The sequence below is a fragment of the Nonomuraea sp. MG754425 genome (assembly GCF_021699195.1).
Classification (GTDB): Bacteria; Actinomycetota; Actinomycetes; order Streptosporangiales; family Streptosporangiaceae; genus Nonomuraea.
In genome coordinates, this window is record NZ_SSXE01000176.1 from 1 (window position 1) to 20,748 (window position 20,748).

At 70.1% G+C, this 20,748-nt stretch carries 23 protein-coding genes; 12 read left to right on the plus strand and 11 right to left on the minus strand.

The genetic code is table 11. The features are described from left to right. Positions 1-182: hypothetical protein (locus FAF44_RS41325; protein WP_237108849.1), on the minus strand; the 182-nt coding region annotated here is incomplete at its 3' end. Positions 183-588: 406 nt separating this feature from the next. Between FAF44_RS41325 and FAF44_RS41330 the strand changes: the two genes are divergently transcribed. From FAF44_RS41330 to FAF44_RS41350, 5 genes are all read left to right on the plus strand, one after another. Further along, a complete protein-coding gene (locus FAF44_RS41330) occupies positions 589-900 on the plus strand; it encodes a LysM peptidoglycan-binding domain-containing protein (protein WP_237108850.1) in 312 nt (103 codons plus the stop codon). 619 nt (positions 901-1,519) lie between these two features. After that, positions 1,520-1,975, plus strand: coding sequence for a transcriptional regulator NrdR (gene nrdR, locus FAF44_RS41335; RefSeq protein ID WP_237108851.1), 456 nt, complete (start codon positions 1,520-1,522; stop codon positions 1,973-1,975). Next, positions 1,972-4,806 carry a vitamin B12-dependent ribonucleotide reductase gene (locus FAF44_RS41340; RefSeq protein ID WP_237108852.1) on the plus strand — a complete coding sequence of 945 codons (2,835 nt, stop codon included), beginning with the start codon at positions 1,972-1,974 and terminating at the stop codon, positions 4,804-4,806. Before nrdR ends, FAF44_RS41340 begins: the two co-directional genes overlap by 4 nt. A gap of 206 nt (positions 4,807-5,012) precedes the next feature. Continuing rightward, complete coding sequence (locus FAF44_RS41345; protein ID WP_237108853.1) at positions 5,013-5,429, plus strand: prevent-host-death protein; 417 nt, start codon at positions 5,013-5,015, stop codon at positions 5,427-5,429. A gap of 218 nt (positions 5,430-5,647) precedes the next feature. After that, entirely contained in the window at positions 5,648-5,851 is a 204-nt protein-coding gene (locus FAF44_RS41350; protein WP_237108854.1) for a hypothetical protein, read from the plus strand. Between the two features lie 497 nt (positions 5,852-6,348). Here FAF44_RS41350 and FAF44_RS41355 read toward each other — a convergent pair whose 3' ends face one another. The 3 genes from FAF44_RS41355 to FAF44_RS41360 form a co-directional block, all read right to left on the minus strand. Beyond that, the gene (locus FAF44_RS41355; RefSeq protein ID WP_237108855.1) at positions 6,349-6,792 is read right to left on the minus strand and encodes an HIT family protein; all 444 of its coding nucleotides are present in this window, start codon (positions 6,790-6,792) and stop codon (positions 6,349-6,351) included. Positions 6,793-6,869: 77 nt separating this feature from the next. Next, positions 6,870-6,992, minus strand: a complete 123-nt coding sequence (locus tag FAF44_RS55270; protein ID WP_272895723.1) for a hypothetical protein — start codon at positions 6,990-6,992, stop codon at positions 6,870-6,872. Between the two features lie 143 nt (positions 6,993-7,135). After that, positions 7,136-7,504 carry a nuclear transport factor 2 family protein gene (locus tag FAF44_RS41360; RefSeq protein WP_237108856.1) on the minus strand — a complete coding sequence of 123 codons (369 nt, stop codon included), beginning with the start codon at positions 7,502-7,504 and terminating at the stop codon, positions 7,136-7,138. A gap of 88 nt (positions 7,505-7,592) precedes the next feature. On the opposite strand from FAF44_RS41360, the gene FAF44_RS41365 reads away from it, so the two are divergent. Continuing rightward, complete coding sequence (locus FAF44_RS41365; protein ID WP_237108857.1) at positions 7,593-8,372, plus strand: helix-turn-helix domain-containing protein; 780 nt, start codon at positions 7,593-7,595, stop codon at positions 8,370-8,372. Between the two features lie 48 nt (positions 8,373-8,420). Continuing rightward, a complete protein-coding gene (locus FAF44_RS41370; RefSeq protein WP_237108858.1) occupies positions 8,421-8,936 on the plus strand; it encodes a hypothetical protein in 516 nt (171 codons plus the stop codon). 39 nt (positions 8,937-8,975) lie between these two features. Here the strand turns inward: FAF44_RS41370 and FAF44_RS41375 are convergent, their stop codons facing one another. The 3 genes from FAF44_RS41375 to FAF44_RS41385 all read right to left on the minus strand — a co-directional run bounded on the left by FAF44_RS41375 (position 8,976) and on the right by FAF44_RS41385 (position 13,271). Continuing rightward, positions 8,976-9,821: a glycerophosphodiester phosphodiesterase family protein gene (locus tag FAF44_RS41375; RefSeq protein ID WP_237108859.1), complete on the minus strand. Its 846-nt coding sequence runs from the start codon at positions 9,819-9,821 to the stop codon at positions 8,976-8,978. A 300-nt stretch (positions 9,822-10,121) separates the two neighbouring features. After that, a complete protein-coding gene (locus FAF44_RS41380) occupies positions 10,122-12,683 on the minus strand; it encodes a glycosyl hydrolase family 18 protein (protein WP_237108860.1) in 2,562 nt (853 codons plus the stop codon). A gap of 114 nt (positions 12,684-12,797) precedes the next feature. Beyond that, entirely contained in the window at positions 12,798-13,271 is a 474-nt protein-coding gene (locus FAF44_RS41385; protein WP_237108861.1) for a PPOX class F420-dependent oxidoreductase, read from the minus strand. A gap of 134 nt (positions 13,272-13,405) precedes the next feature. On the opposite strand from FAF44_RS41385, the gene FAF44_RS41390 reads away from it, so the two are divergent. Both FAF44_RS41390 and FAF44_RS41395 read left to right on the plus strand, forming a co-directional pair. After that, positions 13,406-14,617: an amidohydrolase gene (locus FAF44_RS41390; protein ID WP_237108862.1), complete on the plus strand. Its 1,212-nt coding sequence runs from the start codon at positions 13,406-13,408 to the stop codon at positions 14,615-14,617. A 59-nt stretch (positions 14,618-14,676) separates the two neighbouring features. Next, entirely contained in the window at positions 14,677-15,762 is a 1,086-nt protein-coding gene (locus FAF44_RS41395) for a PrsW family intramembrane metalloprotease (RefSeq protein ID WP_237108863.1), read from the plus strand. Here FAF44_RS41395 and FAF44_RS41400 read toward each other — a convergent pair. Continuing rightward, the gene (locus FAF44_RS41400) at positions 15,726-17,117 is read right to left on the minus strand and encodes an MFS transporter (protein ID WP_237108864.1); all 1,392 of its coding nucleotides are present in this window, start codon (positions 17,115-17,117) and stop codon (positions 15,726-15,728) included. The two genes, FAF44_RS41395 and FAF44_RS41400, sit on opposite strands and share 37 nt — an antisense overlap. A 46-nt stretch (positions 17,118-17,163) precedes the next feature. Between FAF44_RS41400 and FAF44_RS41405 the strand changes: the two genes are divergently transcribed. Then, positions 17,164-17,685 carry a helix-turn-helix domain-containing protein gene (locus FAF44_RS41405; RefSeq protein ID WP_237108865.1) on the plus strand — a complete coding sequence of 174 codons (522 nt, stop codon included), beginning with the start codon at positions 17,164-17,166 and terminating at the stop codon, positions 17,683-17,685. A 33-nt stretch (positions 17,686-17,718) separates the two neighbouring features. Continuing rightward, positions 17,719-18,339 carry a pyridoxamine 5'-phosphate oxidase family protein gene (locus FAF44_RS41410; RefSeq protein ID WP_237108866.1) on the plus strand — a complete coding sequence of 207 codons (621 nt, stop codon included), beginning with the start codon at positions 17,719-17,721 and terminating at the stop codon, positions 18,337-18,339. A gap of 21 nt (positions 18,340-18,360) precedes the next feature. Here FAF44_RS41410 and FAF44_RS41415 read toward each other — a convergent pair whose 3' ends face one another. The 3 genes from FAF44_RS41415 to FAF44_RS41425 form a co-directional block, all read right to left on the minus strand. After that, complete coding sequence (locus tag FAF44_RS41415) at positions 18,361-18,528, minus strand: hypothetical protein (protein ID WP_237108867.1); 168 nt, start codon at positions 18,526-18,528, stop codon at positions 18,361-18,363. Between the two features lie 355 nt (positions 18,529-18,883). After that, positions 18,884-19,327 (minus strand): carboxymuconolactone decarboxylase family protein, encoded by a 444-nt coding sequence (locus FAF44_RS41420; RefSeq protein WP_237108868.1) that lies wholly within the window; start codon positions 19,325-19,327, stop codon positions 18,884-18,886. Between the two features lie 112 nt (positions 19,328-19,439). Further along, a complete protein-coding gene (locus tag FAF44_RS41425; RefSeq protein WP_237108869.1) occupies positions 19,440-19,889 on the minus strand; it encodes a hypothetical protein in 450 nt (149 codons plus the stop codon). Between the two features lie 80 nt (positions 19,890-19,969). On the opposite strand from FAF44_RS41425, the gene FAF44_RS41430 reads away from it, so the two are divergent. Next, the coding region (locus FAF44_RS41430; RefSeq protein WP_368857788.1) for an MFS transporter at positions 19,970-20,748 on the plus strand (779 nt) is incomplete at its 3' end.

The following is a 20,748-nucleotide window of genomic DNA, read 5'->3' on the forward strand; positions in this document are numbered from 1 at the left end:
GGCGAGGTGCGGAGGTCGGCCGCCTCGGGAGCGCGGTCGTCTGATGGGGTGGGCCGACCGGACGCCTCGCCGGGGTTTTCCGATACGCGGGTCTCGTCCGTTTCGAACGTTCCAGCGGTCCCGGAGGCGTCTGTCTCGTCCGGATCGGCGGCCTTGACCGGGCTGTTGGCCGGCGTGGTCAAGTGGCTCGTGGGGAGGGGCGGGCGGCCGAAGGGCATGGCCGCACGTTCCGTGGAGGCGGCCGGTTCGGTGACGCGGTCGCCGGATGCGTCCGGGCGGCCGGCCGTTGCGGGCGCACGATCGTCCAGGGCGGTAGGCCGTGCCCGGCGGTCGGCGGTCGCCCAGCGGCGGGGCGCCTCCGGGCGACGTGGTCTCGGGAGGCCGGAGGGTCACTCGGGGCAGGGCGGTTCCGGGCGGCCGGGGAGGGGCCGTTCCGGGAGGTCGAGGGGGTTCATCGGGCGAGGCGCTCCCAGGAAAGGCGCCGCTTCGCGAGGTGCTTCGGGGAGTACGGGCGTCTCCGCCGGACAGGGTGGTTCGAGGAGCGCCTACGTCGGCTCCGGGCGGGTGGCTCGGAGGGGCGCGGCTCCGGTGCGGCTGACCCGGCGGGGCCGGGTCGTGCTGGTGGTGGTCGTGGCGTTGCTGTCGCTGGGCGGGTTCTGGCTCGGTACGCGGGCCGCCGGGCACGCCGAGGTGCGGGTCGTGGTGACCGGCCAGGCCGGACCGCCGTGGGTCGAGGTGCAGCAGGGGGACACGCTGTGGGAGATCGCCGACGTGCTCTCCGCAGGGGATGATCCGGGCGTCCTGGTGGAGGAGATCAAGCGGCTGAACGGGCTGTCCGGCTCGCTGATCCGTCCCGGTGGCCGGCTTCACATCCCGGAGGACACCGCCGCCTTACGCTGATCGCGCCCGGCCTGATCGCGCCTGGCCTGCCCAGGGATGCCGGAGAGGGCTGACGGCGTTGTTCGTATGTGGGTTCGGGGAGAGCAGTCGCTTCCTGCGGGTCGCCCGCCGCGCCGACGTATGGCTGTCCGGCGCCGAGTCGGACACGTTCGTGGTGGAGTAGGGGACGGTTCCGCGCGTGCAGACGTGGGGGCCGGAGTCGTCCTGTGCGCGAGTTCGGGCAGGCGTCCGGACGGACCGTGCGGCGGTGCGAGGGAAGGGGCGGAAAGGAAGGATGTGTCCTCGGGTACCGTTGTGAGGTTTGTTCACGTCTGACGTCGTACGCAACCCATGTGACGCTCCGACCTGCGGGAAGATCGCGAGATGCGGGCGACACGCCCGAGGCGGAAGTGAACGGCGGGGCTGATCAGCGACTTCAGCCGGAGGGCTGTGCTCAACTTGCGTTCATGGTCGCGCGCTTCTACGGTTGGACCACAACATCTAGTAGTTACACCGATGTAGTTCACCACACCTTGTGTTTCCGTGACCACTCCATGGCCTGCCATGGAGTGTGCGCGAGCGTCCCGTCATGGCGGGCGGAGGGCGCGTGTGGTGGCCGCGGGTCTTGGAGGCGAAAAGCGTGCACTGTCCGTTCTGTCGCCACCCTGACACCAGGGTCATCGACAGCCGCTCCACGGAGGACGGCGCCGCCATCCGGCGGCGACGCACGTGCCCGGAGTGCGGGCGGAGGTTCACCACGCAGGAGACCGTCCTGCTCATGGTGAGCAAACGCAGCGGGGTGACGGAGCCGTTCTCCCGGGACAAGGTCGTCGCGGGCGTGCGGCGGGCGTGCCAGGGCAGGCCGGTGAGTGAGGATTCGCTGGCTCAACTGGGGCAGCGGGTCGAGGAGGCCATCCGGGCGAAGGGCGCGGCCGAGCTCCCCTCCAACGAGGTGGGCCTGGCCATTCTGGGCCCGCTGCGCGAGCTCGACGAGGTGGCCTACCTGCGGTTCGCATCGGTATATCGCGGTTTCGAGAGCCTGGCGGACTTCGAAGCCGAGATCAAACAGTTGAAGGTGGAGAAGGGGGAGTCATGACGGAGACGGCCAGCGGTTCAGTCGCGCGCGGGGGAAAGCGTCCGCGTAAGGGACTGAAGATGAAGCGGATCTTCACCAAGCCCGGCGTGCACCCGTATGACGAGATCCAGTGGGAGCGCCGTGACGTCGTCATGACGAACTGGCGCGACGGGTCCATCAACTTTGAACAGCGGGGCGTCGAGTTCCCCGAGTCCTGGTCGGTGAACGCGGCCAACATCGTGACGACCAAGTACTTCCGCGGCGCGGTGGGCACCCCGCAGCGCGAGTGGAGCCTGAAGCAGTTGATCGACCGGGTCGTCGGCGTCTACACCAGGACGGGCATCGAGCACGGCTACTTCGCCGGCGACGAGGACGCCGAGATCTTCGACCACGAGTTGAAGCACGCGCTGGCGCACCAGGTGTTCGCGTTCAACTCGCCGGTGTGGTTCAACGTGGGCACGCAGTCGCCGCAGCAGGTGAGCGCCTGTTTCATCCTCTCCGTGGACGACACGATGGAGTCGATCCTGGAGTGGTACAAGGAAGAGGGCGTGATCTTCAAGGGTGGTTCCGGGTCGGGGGTGAACCTGTCGCGGATCCGCTCGTCCAAGGAACTGCTGTCCAGCGGCGGCACGGCCAGCGGGCCGGTCTCCTTCATGCGCGGCGCCGACGCGAGCGCCGGGACGATCAAGTCGGGCGGCGCGACGCGGCGGGCGGCCAAGATGGTCGTGCTCGACGTCGACCACCCCGACATCGAGGAGTTCATCGAGACCAAGGCGCGCGAGGAGGACAAGGTCCGCGCGCTGCGTGACGCCGGTTTCGACATGGACCTGGGCGGCAAGGACATCGTCTCCGTCCAGTACCAGAACGCCAACAACTCCGTGCGCGTCTCCGAGGAGTTCATGCGCGCGGTGGAGACGGGCTCCGACTTCGGCCTGCGCGCCCGGCTGACCGGCGAGATCATCGAGAAGATCGACGCCAGGGAGCTGTTCCGCAAGATGGCCAAGGCGGCGTGGGAGTGCGCCGACCCCGGCGTGCAGTACGACGACACGATCAACGACTGGCACACCACGCCCGAGACGGGCCGGATCACCGCCAGCAACCCCTGCAGCGAGTACGTCCACCTCGACAACTCCTCCTGCAACCTGGCCAGCATCAACCTGCTGAAGTTCCTGAAGGACGACAACTCCTTCAACGTGGCCGACTTCGTCAAGCTGACCGAGCTGATCATCACCGCGATGGACATCTCGATCTCCTTCGCCGACTTCCCGACGGAGAAGATCGGCGAGACGACGCGCGCGTACCGGCAGCTCGGCATCGGCTACGCGAACCTGGGCGCGCTGCTCATGGCGACCGGCCACGCCTACGACTCCGACGGCGGCCGGGCCGTGGCGGGCGCGATCACGTCGCTGATGACGGGCGTGTCCTACCGGCGCAGCGCCGAACTGGCCGGGGTCGTCGGAGCGTACGACGGTTACGCCAGGAACGCCGAGCCGCACAAGCGCGTCATGCGCAAGCACGCCGCCGCCAACGACGACCTGCGCACGGTCGGCTCGATGGACGCGAAGATCCACGCCGAGGCGTCGCGCCAGTGGTCGGAGTGCCTGCGGGTCGGCGAGAAGAACGGCTACCGCAACGCCCAGGCCAGCCTGCTGGCCCCCACCGGCACGATCGGCCTGATGATGGACTGCGACACGACCGGCATCGAGCCGGACCTGGCGCTGGTCAAGTTCAAGAAGCTCGTCGGCGGCGGGTCCATGCAGATCGTCAACCAGACGATCCCGCGGGCGCTCAGGCAGCTCGGCTACCAGCAGGAGCAGATCGAGGCGATCGTCGAGCACATCTCGGAGCACAGTCACGTCGTCGACGCCCCCGGCCTGCGCCAGGAGCACTACGAGGTGTTCGACTGCGCGATGGGCGAGCGGGCGATCGCGCCGATGGGCCACGTCCGGATGATGGCGGCCACGCAGCCGTTCCTGTCCGGCGCCATCTCCAAGACGGTCAACCTGCCCGAGTCGGCCACGATCGACGACATCGAGCAGGTCTACCTGGAGGGCTGGAAGCTCGGCCTCAAGGCGCTGGCCGTCTACCGCGACAACTGCAAGGTCGGCCAGCCGCTGTCGGCGGGCGACGGCTCCAAGAAGCAGGAGTCCAAGGAGGTCCGGGAGCCCGTCCAGGAGCCCGAGGTCAAGGTCGTCGAGGTCAACCGGCCGACCCGGCGGCGGATGCCCAACCAGCGGCCGAGCATGACCACCCGCTTCACGGTGGGCGGCGCCAAGGGGTACATGACCGCCTCGTCCTACCCCGACGACGGGCTCGGCGAGGTCTTCCTCAAGATGTCCAAGCAGGGCTCGACGCTGGCGGGCGTCATGGACGCCTTCTCGGTGGCGATCTCCATCGGGCTCCAGTACGGGGTGCCGCTGGAGACGTACATGAGCAAGTTCGTCAACATGCGCTTCGAGCCGGCCGGCATGACGGACGACCCCGACATCCGCATGGCCACCTCGGTGATGGACTACATCTTCCGCCGCCTGGCCCTGGACCACCTGCCCTACGACGAGCGGGCGGCGCTGGGCATCTTCTCGGCGGCCGAGCGGGCGGCGCAGCAGCGCGGGGAGGACCCGGCGGCCCTGCAGGAGACGGTGGACCGGGAGGCGCTGGCCCAGTCGGCGCCGATCGAGGCCGCCGCCCCGCCGAAGGAGGACGACCCGAAGCCCGTCCAGGAGTTCACCCTGGAGAGCCACCAGCGCTTCACGGCGGACGCACCGCTCTGCATGACGTGCGGCACGAAGATGCGCCCGGCCGGTAGCTGCTACGTGTGCGAGGGCTGCGGCTCGACCAGCGGCTGTAGCTGATCTTGGGCTCCAGCTAGATGTGAAATGCCTGGTCGGTAACGGGGTGTCGGTGACATGCTGACGCCCCGTTCACGAATCTGGTGCCAGTTGTTGCGCTTGATGCAACTGTACAGTCGGTCGTGCGATTGAATGATCAGTACGTGACGTACTTGACGTACCTAAGGCGACGTGGCATCGCGGAGGTGCGCTTCGCTGGGAGGTTCCTCATGACCGCTGTTCACTTCGACAGCTATACAGAAGCTCGTGCACATCTCAAGGCGCTTTTGGATGCGGCCGAGAGAGGTCGCGTGGCAACGGTGCGTCGTGAGTCGGCCGTGACCGCCTTCGTGGACGCGGAAAGACTCCGGCACTACCTCGCGATGGTCACTCCTTCTCGAGCACAGGTGCTTCCCGAAGCTGGCGGCTGGTCGGTCTTCATTCCGGGGCTGCCTATCGCCGCGGACGGTGCGACCTTTGATCAAGCCATTGCGGAGATGATCGAGGGCCTCCGTGAGTACGCGGAGGATTGGCAGAGCCGTCTGCTCGACGCGCCGAACCACCGCGAGAACTGGGGGCTTGTGCAGTTGATCAGCCTCAGTGATGATGAGCAACTGCGCGAATGGCTGGTAGGGAAGGGCCGGTGAGCTGGCCCCAGCCTGCCCGTGAGCATCACGACCGGTTCTGTCGGATCGAGGGCTGGCGTCTGGTGCGGAACGCCCGGGGAGGAACGGGGACGCACCATGTCACCTACGAGCTAGATCTTCCCGATGGCAGGATTCTGAGGACCCGGATCTCTCATCCGGTCGACCGAAGCACCTATGGCCCGGGTATTTGGAGTCACATTCTCCGCGATCAACTTCAGGTGGACGAGGCGACCTTCTGGGCGTGCGTCCAGAACGAGGTGAGACCCGATCGCGGAGCCCCCGAGTTGCCATCGGCGGCCCTGCCCGCAGACCTCGTGTTCATGTTGATCTCCAGGGTGGGTCTTGACGAGACGACCGTGGCGGGGATGAGCAAGGAGGAGGCCATCGCGCGACTCCAGAAGTACTGGACCGACGGGGTCTGATCCTGAGGAATACCGCACCCCTCGAATAAGTGCACTGCCCCAGTATCTTGGGCTTCAGCTAGGTGTGAAATGCCTGGTCGGCAGCGGGGCGTCGGTGACATGCCGACGCCCCGCTGTCACATTTGGTGCCGGTTGTCGCGCTTGAGCGGCTGTATGGTCGGCCGTGCGATCGAATGATCAGTACGTGAGGTGACGTCGGCTCCGTGGAGGTGCGTCTCGCTGGGGTTCGGCATGACCGTTTGTTCACTCCGACAGCTATCCGATGACGAGCAACCGCGCGGATGGCTGGTAGGAAAGGGCCGGTGAGCTGATCTCAGCCGCGATCAGCTTCAGGTGGACGAGGCGACTTTCCGGGCGTGCGTCCAGAACGAGGTGAGGTCCGATCGCGGAGCCCCCGAGTTGCCATCGGCGGCCCTGCCCGCGGACCTCGTGTTCATGTTGATCTCCAGGGTGGGTCTTGACGAGACGACCGTGGGGGATGAGCAAGGAGGAGGCGGTCAGGGGGTGAGGGCGGCGCGTAGTTGTCGGGCGTAGGCGCGGCGGCGGCCGGTGGGGAGCCAGTCGGGCTGCGGGGGTGTGCCGTAGAGGTCGTCGCCGGGGTAGCGGGGGAAGAGGTGCTGGTGGAAGTGCCAGACGTCCTGGTTGCCTGCGGGCTCGTTGTGCTGGCGGGTGGAGACGCCCGCGCAGTCGTACGCGGTGCGCATGGCGCGGGCGAGCATCCGGGTGGCGTCGAAGATCGCGTGGCCGTCGGCGTCCGGGAGGTCGTAGAGGTTCTCGTGATGGGCGACGGGGATGATCAGCAGATGTCCCGCGTTCCGTGGCCACCACCGGGGGCAGATCATCGCGAAGACGAGATCGTCGCGGTAGACCACGTCGGGCTCGCGGTCCGGGGTCAGGTGGCAGAACGGGCAGTGGTAGTCGGCGGGTTCGTGGTTGTGCACCGGGCGCTTCCTTGGCTGGTGGGTCGGCGCGGCTCGCTGAAGGGGCACCGACGGTCCGCGGCGCCTTCGCGAAGCGCTCAGGACATGGTGGACGGCCACTCGACGAGGTCATCGAGGATCGGCGCCCGGTAACCGGGGCCTTTGAGCACCTTGCCGTCGGCTCGGCGGAGCACCCGGCCGTCCGCGTCGAGCTTGCTCATGTTGGACCGATGGACCTCGACGAAGACGGCCGGGCGACTCGCCGCATCGGCTCATGATCCATGCCCTCGACCCTAAGCGCTGGACGTGCTGCCCGATCACGGCAGGCGAGGCTGATCCATGGTCGCCGGGCCCTCGTCGTGGTTCAGAACATGCCGTGCGGGATCGCGGCGGGCCCCGGCACCGGCTGCACGACGTCCCAGTGCTCGGCGATCTGCCCGTCCACCAGCCGCCAGATGTCCACGACGGCGACGCCGCGTTCGTCGCCCGGCGGGATCAGGTGGTAGTGCAGCACCACGTGGTCGCCCTCGGCGACGGCCCGTTTGAGGTCGAGGCGGGCGCCGGCCACGGGGGCGGTGCCGATGAACTCGATCCAGGCGTCCCGGCCGGACGGGTTGCCGGGGCTGTGCTCGACGAAGTCCTCCCGCAGCAGCGTGCGGAGGCGGTCGCGGTCGCCCGCCGCGAATCGCTTGAAGGCGTTCAGGACGAGGTCCTTGTTGTCGTGGTCGCTCATGTCCGGCACCCTCGCAGAGGGCGCGCGCCGTCGTCGATTACATGGGATGTAATGGCGCAATACGGACTAGAGGGGTAGAACTTCCCGCATGCGAGAGGATCGTCCGGTCGGTGAGCTGCTGCGCGAGTGGCGGCGCCGGCGTGAGCTCAGCCAGCTCGACCTGGCCATCCAGGCGGAGGTGTCCGCCCGGCACGTCAGTTTCGTGGAGACCGGACGGACGATTCCCAGCCGGTCGATGCTCATCCACCTGGCCGAGCACCTCGGCGTGCCGCTGCGCGAGCGCAACCGGCTGCTCGTCGCGGCCGGGCACGCCCCCTTCTATCGGGAACGCCCGCTCGACGACCCCGATCTGGCAGAGGCGCGCAAGGCGCTGGAACAGGTGTTGCGCGGGCACGAGCCGTTCCCGGCGCTGGCGGTGGACAACCGGTGGAATCTGCTGCTCGCGAACTCGGCGATCGAGGTCTTCCTCGACGGGGTCGATCCGGCGCTGCTGGAGCCGCCGGTCAACATGATGCGGCTCGGGCTGCATCCCGGCGGGTTCGCGCGGCGGCTGCGGAACCTGGCGCAGGTGCGCGGGTTCCTGCTGCCCCGGCTGGCCCGGCAGGTCGCGCGGACCGGGGACGCGGAGCTGAGCGCGCTGCTGGAGGAGGTCCGCGGGTACGGGGGCGCGGCGAGCCCTGAGGCGTCCGAGCCGGTCGACATCGTCCTGCCCATCAGGATCGGGCACCGTGGACGGGAGCTCCGCTTCTTCAACACGATCACCACCTTCGGCGCGGCGTTCGACGTGACGCTGGAGGAGATCGCGGTGGAGGCGTATTTTCCCGCCGACGCCGAGACCGCCCGGCACCTGCGGGGAGATGTCCGGTAGCGGACAGCGCGTGGTCCGGGCAGGCCCCGGTCGGTCATGCTGCCGGACATGAGGCGAATCGCGCTGTACGCCGTGGTGTTCGCAGCCCTGCTGTACGCCGTGCACCGGCTGGCGATGGTGGCGGTGGCGTGGCTGCTCGGCAACCAGGACATGATCGTCGGCCTGGACTGCTGCGTCGACTACCGTCGCGAGTCCACCGACCCGTGGAGCAACGTGCTGGTCGCCGTCTCCGGCGTGCTCGCCACGCAGGCGGTGGCGTGGGTGGCCATCGGGCTGCTGGCGTCCCGGCGCGGCGGGCCGCCGCACGTGCCGGCGACGCTGGCCGGGACCGCCTTCGTCATGAGCCCGTTGTTGCAGCTCATCGTGTACGTCGTGTGGCACTGGGCGGAGCGGGACTACGTCGCGGTGATCGACTACCTGATGGACGCGACCGGGCTGCCGGAGATGGCGTTGATCGTGGCCATGCTGGGACTGTTCGCCGGGTACGCGGTGCTCTTCTGGTGGGCGTTGTGGCGGGCGTGGCAGCGGTCCGGAGCCCCGGCCGCCCCCGTGGCCGGGGCATGACGGGCACACGCTGACGGGTACCCGGCCGCGCGGGGCGGGTCAGGCGCCGAGCACGTCGCGCAGCGCGTCGGGCTTGTTGGTGATGACGCCGTCCACCTTGTAACCGATCAGGCGGCGCATGGTGGCCGGGCTGTCGACGGTCCAGGTGAGCAGCCGCATGCCGAGGTCGTGCACGCGGCGCACGTACGAGGCCGTGAGCGTGGTGTACGTCGGGTTGATCTGGTCGGCGAACTCCGACAGCCCGGCCAGTTCCGCCGTGGAAGGCGTGCCGAGCAGCCCGATCGGCACGCCGGGCAGCAACCGGTCGAACGTGCGCATCGACTCCCAGTCGAACGACTGCACCACCAGCCTGCCCGGTCGCAGCCAGGCGGAGTGCTCGCGCAACTCGTCGGCGATGCGGGTCTCGACGCCCGGATAGCGGTCGGGGGACTTGACCTCCAGCAGCAGGCCCAGGCCCGAGCCGCCCATCTCGCGCAGCGCCTCGCCGAGGGTGGGCACGCGCTCGCCCTGGTACGTGCCGGACAGCCACGAGCCGGCGTCCAGCCTGCGGATCTGGGCGAGGGTGAGGTCGCCGACGTTCCAGGGGGCCAGGCCGGGGAAGACCTGCTCGGCGTCGGTGGTGCGCGACAGCGTGGTGTCGTGCATCAGGACCAGCTCGTGGTCCTTGGTCTCCTGGACGTCGAGCTCGAACATGTCGGCGCCCTGCCTGGCGGCCAGCTCGAAGGCGGCGATCGTGTTCTCGGGAGCGTATGCGGAGGCGCCCCGGTGCGCGACGTTGACGACGGTCGCGGCGTGAGCGTGGGCGGGGGCGGCCGGAGCCAGGAAGGCGAGGGGGAGCGCGAAGGACAGGGAGGACGAGACGAGGACGGCGAGTCGCCTGAACATGGGGCTCCTCTGATGGGGAGAGACAACGACTCGACGGTGACAAGGGCGCGTGACCTGAAGTTGATGGAAGAGTAACCGGGTGGTGCCGCGCGGATGAGCATTCGACACGCAGCCCTACCAGAGCGCCCTCCGGCCTCCACCCGACAAGCAGCCCAATCGGGAAGACTCCCGGCACGCGGCCGTGCCGGGGCGACGATCGGCGTCCACGGGGCACGCGGCCGTGCCCACGCGACGCAAGGACCTCGACCCCGGCACGCAGCCGTGCTGAGGCGGGCCCGGACCCGCCTCAGCACGAAGGGGCTAGCGCAGACCCGTGTCGAGCGCGGTGGTCAGCGTGCCGGAATCGCCGGACATCTCCCAGATCATCGCGCCGAGCAGCCCCTTGCCGCGCAGCCAGGCCGTCTTCTGCCCGATCGACCAGGCGTCGTCGAAGGTCCACCACTGCCCGCCGTCCCCGGTGAAGCAGTACGTGGCCACCGCCTGTTCGTCGTGCCTGACCGTGCAGCCGGGCACCATGGCCAGCAGGTTGGTGTAGCCGCGGGTGCCGGCCTCCTCCTGGAACTGGCCGGGCGCCGCGCCGCCGGCCGTCTGCCACTCGCCGTACCGGCCGCCGTCGGCGACCCGTTGCCAGCCGCGCCCGTAGTACGCCAGCCCGATCGTGAGCTTGCGCGGGTGGACTCCGGCCTGGAGGTAGACGTCCACGGCCCGTTCGACGCTGAAGTCCGGGTCATACGGGCTGTCGGTGTCGAGGCGCAGGTTGCCCTGGTGGCCGGTGCGGTTCGGCTCCCAGGAGTCGTCGCTGCCCGCCCCGTGGAAGTCGTAGCCCTGGACGTTGAAGATGTCCAGGCTCTTGGCGACCTCCGGGAGGTCCCAGCCGGCGGCGATCTTGGCCGGGTCGGCCGGGGTGAAGGCCGTGAGCTGGTACCGCTTGCCCGTCGTGGTGGTGAGCGCGTCGAGCTGGCGGCGGAACTCGGCGATCAGCAGCGTGTTGTTGGCCTTGTCGGCCGGGCTGACGTGGTTGCCCGGGTGCCCTTCGGCGCCGGGCCACTCCCAGTCCAGGTCGATGCCGTCGAAGATGCCCTCCGCCGTGCCGGGGCCGCCCGCGCCGTTGTAGGCGGGCAGGTTGCCCTTGATGTAGATGTCGATGCACGAGGCGACGAACTTCTTGCGGGCGGCGTCGGTGGCGGCCACGTCGGAGAAGTACTTGGAGTACGTCCAGCCGCCCAGCGAGATGAGCACCTTGAGGTGCGGGTGCTTGGCCTTGAGCTTCTTGAGCTGGTTGAAGTTGCCGCGCAGCTTCTCCCAGCCGGTGTCGGCGACGCCGTCCACCGACTGCGCGGCGCTGAAGGGCCGGCCGTAGTCGGCTTCGGCGTCGCCGGCCCCGTCGCCCTGGTTGGGGTCCTGCGGGTTGGTGGTGGTTCCCTTGGTGACGCCCTGCAGGCAGGTGAGGTTCTGCGGGTCGATGTTGGCGAAGGCGTAGTTGATGTGGGTGAGCTTCGCCGCGGCGCCGGTGGTGTCGAGGTTGCGGACGAAGTACTGGCGGCCGTAGATCCCCCACTGCACGAAATATCCGATACGTGCGTAGCCGGTCTCGACGATGTCCGCCGTGCTGACCCGCACCGCCGCACTGGCGGGCGAGAGGTTGTCGTACAGGTCGCGGGCGCGCACGGTGAACGTGTACTCGGTCGAGGGCGACAGGCCGGAGACGACCGCCGTGGTGCCGGTGACGGTCAGGACGGCGGAGCCGCCGAGCAGGACGTCGTACCCGGCGATGCCGGAGGCGTCGGAGGAGGCCGACCACGCCAGCGTGACGCTGGAGGACGTCTTCGCGGTGCTGCGCAACGCGGTGGGCGCCGTCGGCGGCTGCGTGTCGTCGGCCGGGTCGCGGGTGGTGACGGTCAGCGCCGCGGACGCCGGCGACAGCGTGCCCTTACGGTCCTTGGCCTTGACCGTGAACGTGTACGTGGCCGAGGGCGTCAGCCCGGAGACGGTCGCCGTCGTGCCGGTGACGGAGGCGGCCGTCGAGGAGCCGTTGTAGACCTCGTACCCGGTGATCGGCAGGCTGCCGGGGACGGCGGCGTCCCAGGCGAGCGTGACGGTCCTGGTGGTCGTGGCGAGCGAGCGCAGCCCGCCGGGCGCGCCCGGCGGCGCGTCGGGGCTGCCGTCGCAGTTGACGTCGTTGACCCGGCAACTCGTGGGCTCGGCTCCCGCGGTGCTCACCGTGAAGGCCGGGCTGTAGGGCTCGGTGGTCGCGCCCGCGTTCACGGTCGTGTTGTAGTGCGCGGGCGTGATCGTCACCGTACGTCCGCTCTGGCTGAGCGAGGCGTGCTGGGCGTTGCTCGCGGTGACCCCGGGCGGCAGGTCGAGCACGATCGTCCAGCCGTTGAGCGGAGCGGTGCCGTTGTTGGCCACCACGAGCTTGGCCGCGCTGCCGCTGACCTCGTACGTGGCGCTGACCGGCGGCTTGGCGGGCGGGTCGCCGCCGCTGCCGTCGCAGTTGGCCCCCTCGATCAGGCAGCTCACCGGCTGGGCGGGGGAGCTGAGCGTGACCTTGGGGCTGTACGGCTCGGTGGTCCTGCCGGGCTGGAGGGTGGCGATGTAGTAGGCGGGGGTGAGCGTCACCTTGGTGCCGCTCTGCCTGACGGTGGCGTTCTGGGGGCTGGACGCGGTGACCCCGGGCGGGAGTTCGAAGACGATCGACCAGCCGGTCACGGCGGTCGTGCCCGGGTTGCTCACCACGAACGTGCCGGTGTTGCCGGACAGCGTGAACGTGGCGACGAGGCGGCTCGCGGCCTGCGCGGGCAACCCGCTCAGCGCGATGATCACGAGGACGGCGATCAGGGGGGTGGCTAATCGGTGCACGTCGGAGACCTTTCATTAAAGAAAGTTTCCTAACAATTAGCCGGATCGTAGGCCGCTACCGGACGGCTTGCAAGAGCTGGGGTCAGGAAGATCCGCGCAGCCGGGTCAGCCGGGTCAGCCGGAGCTCAGCGCGGTGCCGTACAGGCGCGCGACCCTGAGCCTGATCACCAGGCGCTGATCGGTCACCATCTGCCGCAGGAACGCCTGCTCGTCGGCGGGTCCGGCGAACGAGTGCCCCATCGCCAGCAGCTCCAGGCCCACCTCGTCGCCCGGCTCGCCGCTCACCGGCGACAGCTCGGCCTCGCCCTCGGCCACGGCGAAGGACCAGAAGTCGTCGCTGGCCACGTAGAGCGAGCAGTTCGGATCCTGCTGCAACTGGCGCACCTTGAGCCGCCCGGCGACGGTCGAGATGCGCGCCACGCGCTGGCGCTGGTCCCAGGCGTACGCGACGGTGGACAGGTGCGGCCGGCCGTTGCCCCTGAGCGTGGCGAGCGCGCCGAACCGCTGCCCGGCCAGCAGGCCCGACAACTCCTCGTCGCTCAGCGACTGGGGGCCCGGCCCCGCGCCGGGGCCGTACTTCTCCGCCATGCACCCGGCCTTCCCCTGATTAGCGGTAAATCGTGAGATTTCAGCCTATCCAAGCTGACGGCCGGGCATGTCAGCGATCATCCGCTGCCCGGCGAGCCCAGCCCACGACGGCCCACGGCGGTAGGTTACGAATCATGAATCTTGCTATTACCAGCGGATATGTCGTCCCGGTCGATGGCGACCCCATCGACGGCGGCACCGTGCTCATCCAGGACGGGAAGATCGCCGCGGTCGGCCGGGACGTGGCCGTCCCGGAGGGCACCCCGGTCGTGGACGCGGCGGGAAGCTGGGTGCTGCCCGGCTTCGTGGAGGCCCACGGGCACCTCGGCGTGCACGAGGAGGCCGAGGGCTGGGCCGGGCAGGACACCAACGAGATGACCGACCCCAACGGCGCCCGGCTGCGCGCGCTCGACGCCATCAACCCCGCCGACCTGGCCTTCGGTGACGCGCTGTCCGGCGGGGTGACCACCGCGGTGATCAAGCCGGGCTCCGGCAACCCGATCGGCGGCCAGACCGTCGCGATCAAGTGCTGGGGCAGGTCGGTGGACGAGATGCTGCTCAAGGAGCCGGTGAGCGTGAAGAGCGCGCTCGGCGAGAATCCCAAGCGGGTCTACGGCGACCGCAAGAAGCTGCCCTCCACCAGGCAGGGCGTGGCCGCCGTGATCCGCGACGCGTTCATCCGGGCCGAGGACTACCGGGCCCGCCGGACCGCCGCCGAGCAGGAGGGCAACCCGTTCGACCGGGACGGCACGCTGGAGATCCTGGTCCGGGTGCTGGACCGCGAGCTGCCGTGGTGCCAGCACACCCACCGGGCCGACGACATCGCCACCGCGCTCCGGCTGGCCGACGAGTTCGGCTACCGCCTGGTGATCAACCACGGCACCGAGGGCCACCTGCTGGCCGACGTCCTGGCCGAGCGGAACGTGCCGGTCATCATCGGCCCGCTGCTCGGCAGCCGGGCGAAGGTCGAACTGCGGCAGCGCTCGCTGCGCAACCCCGGCATCCTCGACCGGGCGGGCGTCGAGGTGGCGATCACCACCGACCACCCCGTGGTGCCCATCCACTTCCTGGTCCACTCGGCCACGTTCGCGGTCAGGGAGGGGCTCGACCCCGCCGCCGCGCTGCGCTCGATCACCGTCAACCCCGCCCGCATCATGGGCCTCGACGACCGGGTGGGCGCACTGCGGCCCGGCCTCGACGGCGACGTGGTCATCTGGTCCGGCGACCCGCTGGACGTCATGAGCCGGGCGCTGCGGGTGTTCATCGGCGGCCGGGAGGTGTATGCGTATACGAACGGTGGGCCCGTCGTGGCGGATCCGTACTACCGCGAGGCAAGCGACCGTTAAGCGCATGTGGACGGGCGGCGCGCATAGTGGGCGGAGCCGACGGGAAGAGAGGCATCACCATGACTGCACCCCCGCTCTCCCAGCGTCCCAGCAAGGCTCTGCTGCTCGCGCTGGTCGTCTCCGGCGTGGTCGCGCTGATCGTGCTGGCCGTGATGCTGGTGTCGGGCGGCCCGGTCGGGTTCGGTCTGTCGGCCCTGCTGGCCGTGGCGCCGCTGCCGGTGCTGCTCGCGGCCGTGCTCTCGCTCGACAGGCTCGAACCCGAGCCGAAGCTGCACCTCGCCGTCGCCTTCGCGTGGGGCGCGGGGGTGGCCGTCGTGGCCGCCATCGCGCTGACGCTGGTCGGTCAGCAACTGTTCGCCAGGGCCGGCTTCGGCACCGCGGCCGTCCAGGACATCGGCGTCGTGGTGCTCGCGCCGGTGGTGGAGGAGGCGCTCAAGGGCTCGGCGCTGCTGTTGCTCCTGCGCCGGCGCGCCGAGATCGACGGCCTGACCGACGGCATCGTGTACGCCTCCATGGCGGGCCTCGGCTTCGCCGCCGTGGAGAACGTCGGCTACTACCTGCTGGCGTTCGGGGCGGACGGCGCGGGCGCCGCGGTCCAGCTCTTCGTGGTCCGCGGGCTGATCGATCCGCTCGGCCATCCGATCTACACGTCCATGATCGGCGTGGGCGTCGCGTACGCGCTGACCCGCCGCACCGCCGGCAGGTACGCCGCGATCCCGCTCGGCTACCTGGCCGCCGTGTTCCTGCACGGCCTGTGGAACGGCGCGGCCACCACGGGCTCGCTGCAGTGGCTGGGCGCGGCCTACCTGGTGATCATGGGCGCGCTCGTCCTGCTCGTCGCCGTGACGGCCGTCGAGCGCCGCCAGCTCGTCGCGCGGATGGGCTTCTACCTGCCCGCCTACCGCCCGACCGGCCTGATCACCGAGGCTGACCTGCGGATGCTCACCACGCTGCCCGCCCGCAAGACGGCCCGCAAGTGGGCCAGGGGAGCGGGGCTCGGCCGGGCGATGAGCGACTACCAGCAGGCGGCGACCGAGCTGACCATGTTGCACCTGCGGGCCGAGCGGCAGCCCATGGACCCGCTCAGGTTCGCCATGGAACGTGACGCCTACCTCGCCACCATGGCCCGCGCCCGCCGCTGGTGACCGGCTTCGCCGCTTTCCGGCCGGACGAGCAGCGCGGCGAGCGCCGTGACACCCGTCAGCGCCACGCAGCCCGCCACCGCGACCGTCGTGCCCGCCACCGGCCCGAGGCCCCCGACGACCGCCGCCACCCCGGCCGCGCCCAGCGAGGAGCCGATGTACCTCGCGGTGTTGTTCGCGCCTGAGCCCATGCTCACCCGGTGCGCGGGCACGCTCTCGATGGCCAGGTGGGTGATCGAGGAGTTGATCAGCCCGGAGCCGACGCCGCTCACCGCCAGCCCGGCGACGACCAGCGGCAGCGGCAGCGAGGTGCCCACGCCGAGCAGCGCGCAGAAGCCGGCCGCGCTCAGCCCCAGGCCGGTGGCCAGGCGGGTGCTCGCGCGCAGGCGGATCCGTCCGGCCGGCAGCGAGGTGAGGAACGACGTCCCGGACCAGACGGCGAACAGCAGCGCCGTGTCCAGTGGCGTCAGCCCGTGGACCGACTGGAGCACGGTCGGCAGGTAGCTGAGCAGCCCGACCACGGCCACCCCCACGACGAGCGCTCCGCCCGTCGAGACCAGGAACATCGGCCGGCGGAACAGCGCCAGGTCGAGCAGCGGCTCGGCGCGCCGCCGTTCGGCCGCCACGAACGCCGCCAGCAGCACCACGCCCAGCGCGAACGCCCCGAGCACGAGGGGCCGCGTCCACCCGGTCCGTCCTTCGGTCACCCCGGCCACCAGTGCCGCCACGCCGAGGCTGAGCAGCACCACGCCGGGCACGTCGAGCTTGCGCGGCACGTCGGAGCGCGACTCCGCCAGGCCCCGCGCCGACACGACCGCCAGTGCCAGCGCGCTCGCCGCCATCAGCCAGTACGCCGCCCGCCAACTCGCCACCATGGCCAGTGCACCGGACAGCAGCGGCCCCACCGCCGTGCCCAGCCCGATCATCGCCCCGTAGCGCGCGGTGGCCCGCAGCCGCCGCGTCCCCGACGGGTAGGCGTGCCCCACGATGCCCAGGCTGGCCGCCAGCACGGCCGCGCCCGCCGCCCCCTGCACCAGCCTGGCCAGTACGAACACCGGGATGTTGGGGCTCGCGGCGGCCACCACTTCGGCGACGGCCAGCACGCCGGCGCCCGTCACCAGCACCCGCCTGCGCCCGTAGTCGTCGGCCAGGCCGCCGGCGACCAGCAGCAGCGCGGACAGCCCGAGCGCGATCGAGCCCAGGATCCAGACCGGCCCGGTCGGCCCGGCCCCCAGGGACGCGGCGGTCTGCGGCAGCGCCGTCATCGGCAGCGTGAAGTTGGCCAGGACGAGCAGCGGGGCTGACGAGGCGATGGCCAGCGTCCGCGGGCGCACTGTCGGTTCATTCAATGAACTCATGCCGCGCAGGCTAACACGGTTCGGTGAATGAACTAACATGGGCCTCATGGCGCTCGGCAAGAACTACGACGGCCAGAGCTGCGCCCTCGCCAGCACCCTGGAGGTGATCGGCGAGCGCTGGACGCTGCTCATCGTCCGCGACGCCCTGTACGGCGTGCGCCGCTTCGGCGACTTCCAGGCCCACCTCGACATCCCGAAGGCGGTGCTGTCCCAGCGGCTGGCCACCCTGGTGGACGCCGGCGTGCTCGAACGCCGCCGCTACCAGGAGGCCCCGCCCCGCGACGAGTACGTCCTGACCGCCGCCGGCCGCGAGTTGTGGCTGCCCGTGCTGGCGCTGGCGCAGTGGGGCGAGCGCAACCTCGGCGAGCACGGCCCGCGCCGCCTGTTCCACCACGTGAGCTGCGGCGGCCGGATCGAGGCGACGTCGTACTGCGCGACGTGCGGCGCGATGGTCGGGCCGGCGGACGTCGAGGTGCGGCCCGGCCCCGGCCTGGGCGCGGGCGGGCGGCAGGATCGCGTCAGCCTCGCCCTGCGGACCCCGCATCGGATGCTCGATCCGATCCCCTGACAAACTGGGGTGACGCCCCCGAAGGGAGATCAGATGAGCTGGGTCGAGATCGAGTCGGAGGCCGAGCTGCGCGAACTGCTCGGCGAGGTCATGCCGAGGGCGGCGACGAAAGAACGGACGCGGCTGCACGAGCGCGACGTCGAATGGCTGGCGGCCTCGCCGTTCTGCCTGATCGCCACCTCGGACGAGGACGGCAACTGCGACGTCTCACCCAAGGGCGACCCGGTCGGTTTCGTCCACGTCATCGACGACACCACGATCGCGATTCCCGACCGCCCGGGGAATCGCCGGGCCGACGGATTCCGCAACATTCTGCGGAATCCGCATGTCGGGCTGATCTTTCTCATTCCCGGCCGCAACGAGACCCTGCGCGTCAACGGCCGTGCGCGGCTCGTCCGCGAGGCCCCGTTCTTCGACGAGATGACGGTGAAGGGGCACCGCCCGCAGCTCGCGCTCGTCGTCGAGATCGAGCAGATCTTCTTCCACTGCGCCAAGTCGTTCCTGCGCTCGGCCCTGTGGAAGCCGGAGAGCTGGGGCCCCGACGCCCTTCCGTCGCACGCCAGGCTGGTCAAGGACGTGCAGAAGGTCGAGGAGAGCCTCGAGACCCTCGAGAACTACTACGGCGAGGCGTACGCCAAGCGCCTGTACGGCTGAACCCCTGACCCGCTCCGGCCCTCAGGCGGCCGGAGTGGGACCGCCGGGGAAGCGGATGACGTTCCTGCCGCTGTAGGCGCGAAGGTCGATCACCTTGGGGTCGGCGGCCGGCTTGTGACGGTCGCCCGCGCGGATGTCGCGGATCTTGTGCCTCGCAACAGGTGGCGGCACCGCCACAAGCCTCTTCATCGCGAGCCCCCCGTGATAGTCCTGTTATCTATGTTATCTACAGATACCCCCGTAAGTTTGCTGTAAGGAGCCCGTCAATAGGGGAGTTTGCGGCCCGCCGGTGACCGCAGGTCCAGATCGGTCGTCTGGCTGCGCCGTTTGGCCGCCGATTTCTGAATCCTGACGCGTTTCATGGTCGCCCCCTTCCGAAGCGCGTCCTGTCCTTTCGCGACTGTGCGCCGTCCCGCACGGTGCCGGCACGACGGGCGCTCGACGCCCCCGCCATTCGCGCCAGGCTCATCGGGGCCGTCCGCTCAATGCATTTCTACCTGGCGCGAATGTGTGCTCAGTCACCTTTTTGCGGCGAAGCCCCAGGTCACGTGCCGGGAGTGAGGCGCGCGGCGACGCCGAGCCGGTTCCAGGCGTTGATCATCGCGATGGCCACGAGGAGCAGCGCGAGCTGCTTGTCGGTGTAGTGCTCGGCGGCCTGCCGCCACACCTCGTCGGGCACGGCCTCCCGGTCGGGCAGCCTGGTCGCCTCCTCCGCCAGCGCGAGGGCGGCGCGTTCGGCGGGGGTGAAGACCGTGGCCTCACGCCACGTCACGACCGACCACAGCCGCTCGTCGCTCTCCCCGGCCTTCTTCATGTCGCGGCTGTGCATGTCCACGCAGTAGCCGCAGCCGTTGATCTGGCTGGCCCGCAGCTTGACCAGCTCGATGGTGGCGGCCGGCAGCTCGCTCGCGTGGAGCAGCTTCTCGACCGCCAGGAAGTGGTGGTACGCCTCGGGGACGTGCTGGGCGACATTGATCCGCTGGGTCATGGGAACCTCCGTGGTTTGCGTCGTACGCACTTCGGACGGGGCGACCCCACCCGATGTGACAGTTACGGCGAAAAGGTTCGTCCTGGACCGTCAGAGGATCCCCTACCCTCGATCAGCCGCCGCAGTTACCCCAGGTCTTGCGCCCGCCCCACGCTGTGACGCGGTTGTCCGGGTCACGCGTCCATCCCTCGTACTTCACGCACTTCCACGCGCCGTCGATGTGCCCGGTCTCGGCGTAGTAGCGGTATTTGCGGGCGTCCTCGCTCCGGCCGCCGCCGCGCACCTCCAGGTACGCGCCGGTCACCGTGCGGGTTCCGGTGTACGCGGTCTTGATCGCGGCGACGCAGTTCTTGCCGCCCCGCTTGCGGTACATCAGGTACACGTGCCCGAACACGGCTCCGTCGCGCGTCCGCATGGCGCGGTGGCCGTCCTTGACCCGGTGGAAGCCCTTGCCACAGACCTGTTCCGGTGTGTACGCGGCCGAGGCCGCGTACGCGGAGGACGGGACGGCGGCGATCCCGGCGGCGACCGAGGCGGCCGCGATGACCGTACGGATGAGCACGCTAACTTCCCTTCGGAGGGTAGGAACAGCAAAGCTGATCTTTACTGAGTGCTGACCGGAATTTCAAGGAGTGCTGGTAAATGCCGCTGATCGCGGTTTGTGCGGTGTGGGGCGTGTTCTGGGGGTCGTGGGCCGCCCTGCTGCCCGCCGTCAAGATGGACCTCGGCATCTCGGCCGCGGACCTGGGGCTGACGCTGAGCGCCGTCCCGGTGGGAGCACTGCCCGCGATGACGCTGGCGGGACGGCTGGCCAAGGGCCGCGAGCGGGCCGCGCTGATGACGGTCGTGATCCTGTTCGCGCTCAGCGTGGTCGCCATCGGCCTGGCCGGCACGGCCTGGCAGCTCGCGCTGGCCCTGGCGCTGGTCGGCGCCACCAGCGGGGCCCTCGACATCGCGCTCAACCTGGCCACCGGCCGCGCTGAGCGCGAGACCGGCCGCCGCCTGTTCCAGCCAGTGCACGCCGCCTTCCCCGTCGCGGTCATCGCCGCGGCCCCGCTCACCGGCCTGGCCCGCTCGTACGGGCTCGGCGTCGACACCATGCTCGTCGTCATCGCCCTGATCGTGGCCGCCACGTCCCCGGCGCTGCTGGCGTTGCCCCTGGGACGCGGGCTGCCGGAGGAGGCCGGAGGCGACGGGCGGCGGCCGTGGGGCGGGGTGGTCGTGCTGGGGGTGCTGGCGGCCTGCGTCCTGATCATCGAGAACTCGGTCGAGCAGTGGTCGGTCCTGCTGCTGGAGGAGCACCGGGACGCCACGCCGCTGGTCGCCAGCGCCGCGCCCGCCGCGTACATGGCGGCGCTGACGGCGGGACGGCTGGTCGCGCAGGCGCTGCCCGCGCTGCCGCTCAAGGTGTTGTACCTGGT

What these genes read in the sequence shown, in the direction of transcription:
- FAF44_RS41340 (WP_237108852.1), top strand. Translation starts at nt 1,972, where the DNA reads ATGACGGAGACGGCCAGCGGTTCAGTCGCGCGCGGGGGAAAGCGTCCG.
- FAF44_RS41345 (WP_237108853.1), top strand. Translation starts at nt 5,013, where the DNA reads ATGACCGCTGTTCACTTCGACAGCTATACAGAAGCTCGTGCACATCTC.
- FAF44_RS55270 (WP_272895723.1), bottom strand. Translation starts at nt 6,992, where the DNA reads ATGAGCAAGCTCGACGCGGACGGCCGGGTGCTCCGCCGAGCCGACGGC.
- FAF44_RS41360 (WP_237108856.1), bottom strand. Translation starts at nt 7,504, where the DNA reads ATGAGCGACCACGACAACAAGGACCTCGTCCTGAACGCCTTCAAGCGA.
- FAF44_RS41365 (WP_237108857.1), top strand. Translation starts at nt 7,593, where the DNA reads ATGCGAGAGGATCGTCCGGTCGGTGAGCTGCTGCGCGAGTGGCGGCGC.
- FAF44_RS41370 (WP_237108858.1), top strand. Translation starts at nt 8,421, where the DNA reads ATGAGGCGAATCGCGCTGTACGCCGTGGTGTTCGCAGCCCTGCTGTAC.
- FAF44_RS41375 (WP_237108859.1), bottom strand. Translation starts at nt 9,821, where the DNA reads ATGTTCAGGCGACTCGCCGTCCTCGTCTCGTCCTCCCTGTCCTTCGCG.
- FAF44_RS41385 (WP_237108861.1), bottom strand. Translation starts at nt 13,271, where the DNA reads ATGGCGGAGAAGTACGGCCCCGGCGCGGGGCCGGGCCCCCAGTCGCTG.
- FAF44_RS41390 (WP_237108862.1), top strand. Translation starts at nt 13,406, where the DNA reads ATGAATCTTGCTATTACCAGCGGATATGTCGTCCCGGTCGATGGCGAC.
- FAF44_RS41395 (WP_237108863.1), top strand. Translation starts at nt 14,677, where the DNA reads ATGACTGCACCCCCGCTCTCCCAGCGTCCCAGCAAGGCTCTGCTGCTC.
- FAF44_RS41400 (WP_237108864.1), bottom strand. Translation starts at nt 17,117, where the DNA reads ATGAGTTCATTGAATGAACCGACAGTGCGCCCGCGGACGCTGGCCATC.
- FAF44_RS41405 (WP_237108865.1), top strand. Translation starts at nt 17,164, where the DNA reads ATGGCGCTCGGCAAGAACTACGACGGCCAGAGCTGCGCCCTCGCCAGC.
- FAF44_RS41410 (WP_237108866.1), top strand. Translation starts at nt 17,719, where the DNA reads ATGAGCTGGGTCGAGATCGAGTCGGAGGCCGAGCTGCGCGAACTGCTC.
- FAF44_RS41415 (WP_237108867.1), bottom strand. Translation starts at nt 18,528, where the DNA reads ATGAAGAGGCTTGTGGCGGTGCCGCCACCTGTTGCGAGGCACAAGATC.
- FAF44_RS41420 (WP_237108868.1), bottom strand. Translation starts at nt 19,327, where the DNA reads ATGACCCAGCGGATCAATGTCGCCCAGCACGTCCCCGAGGCGTACCAC.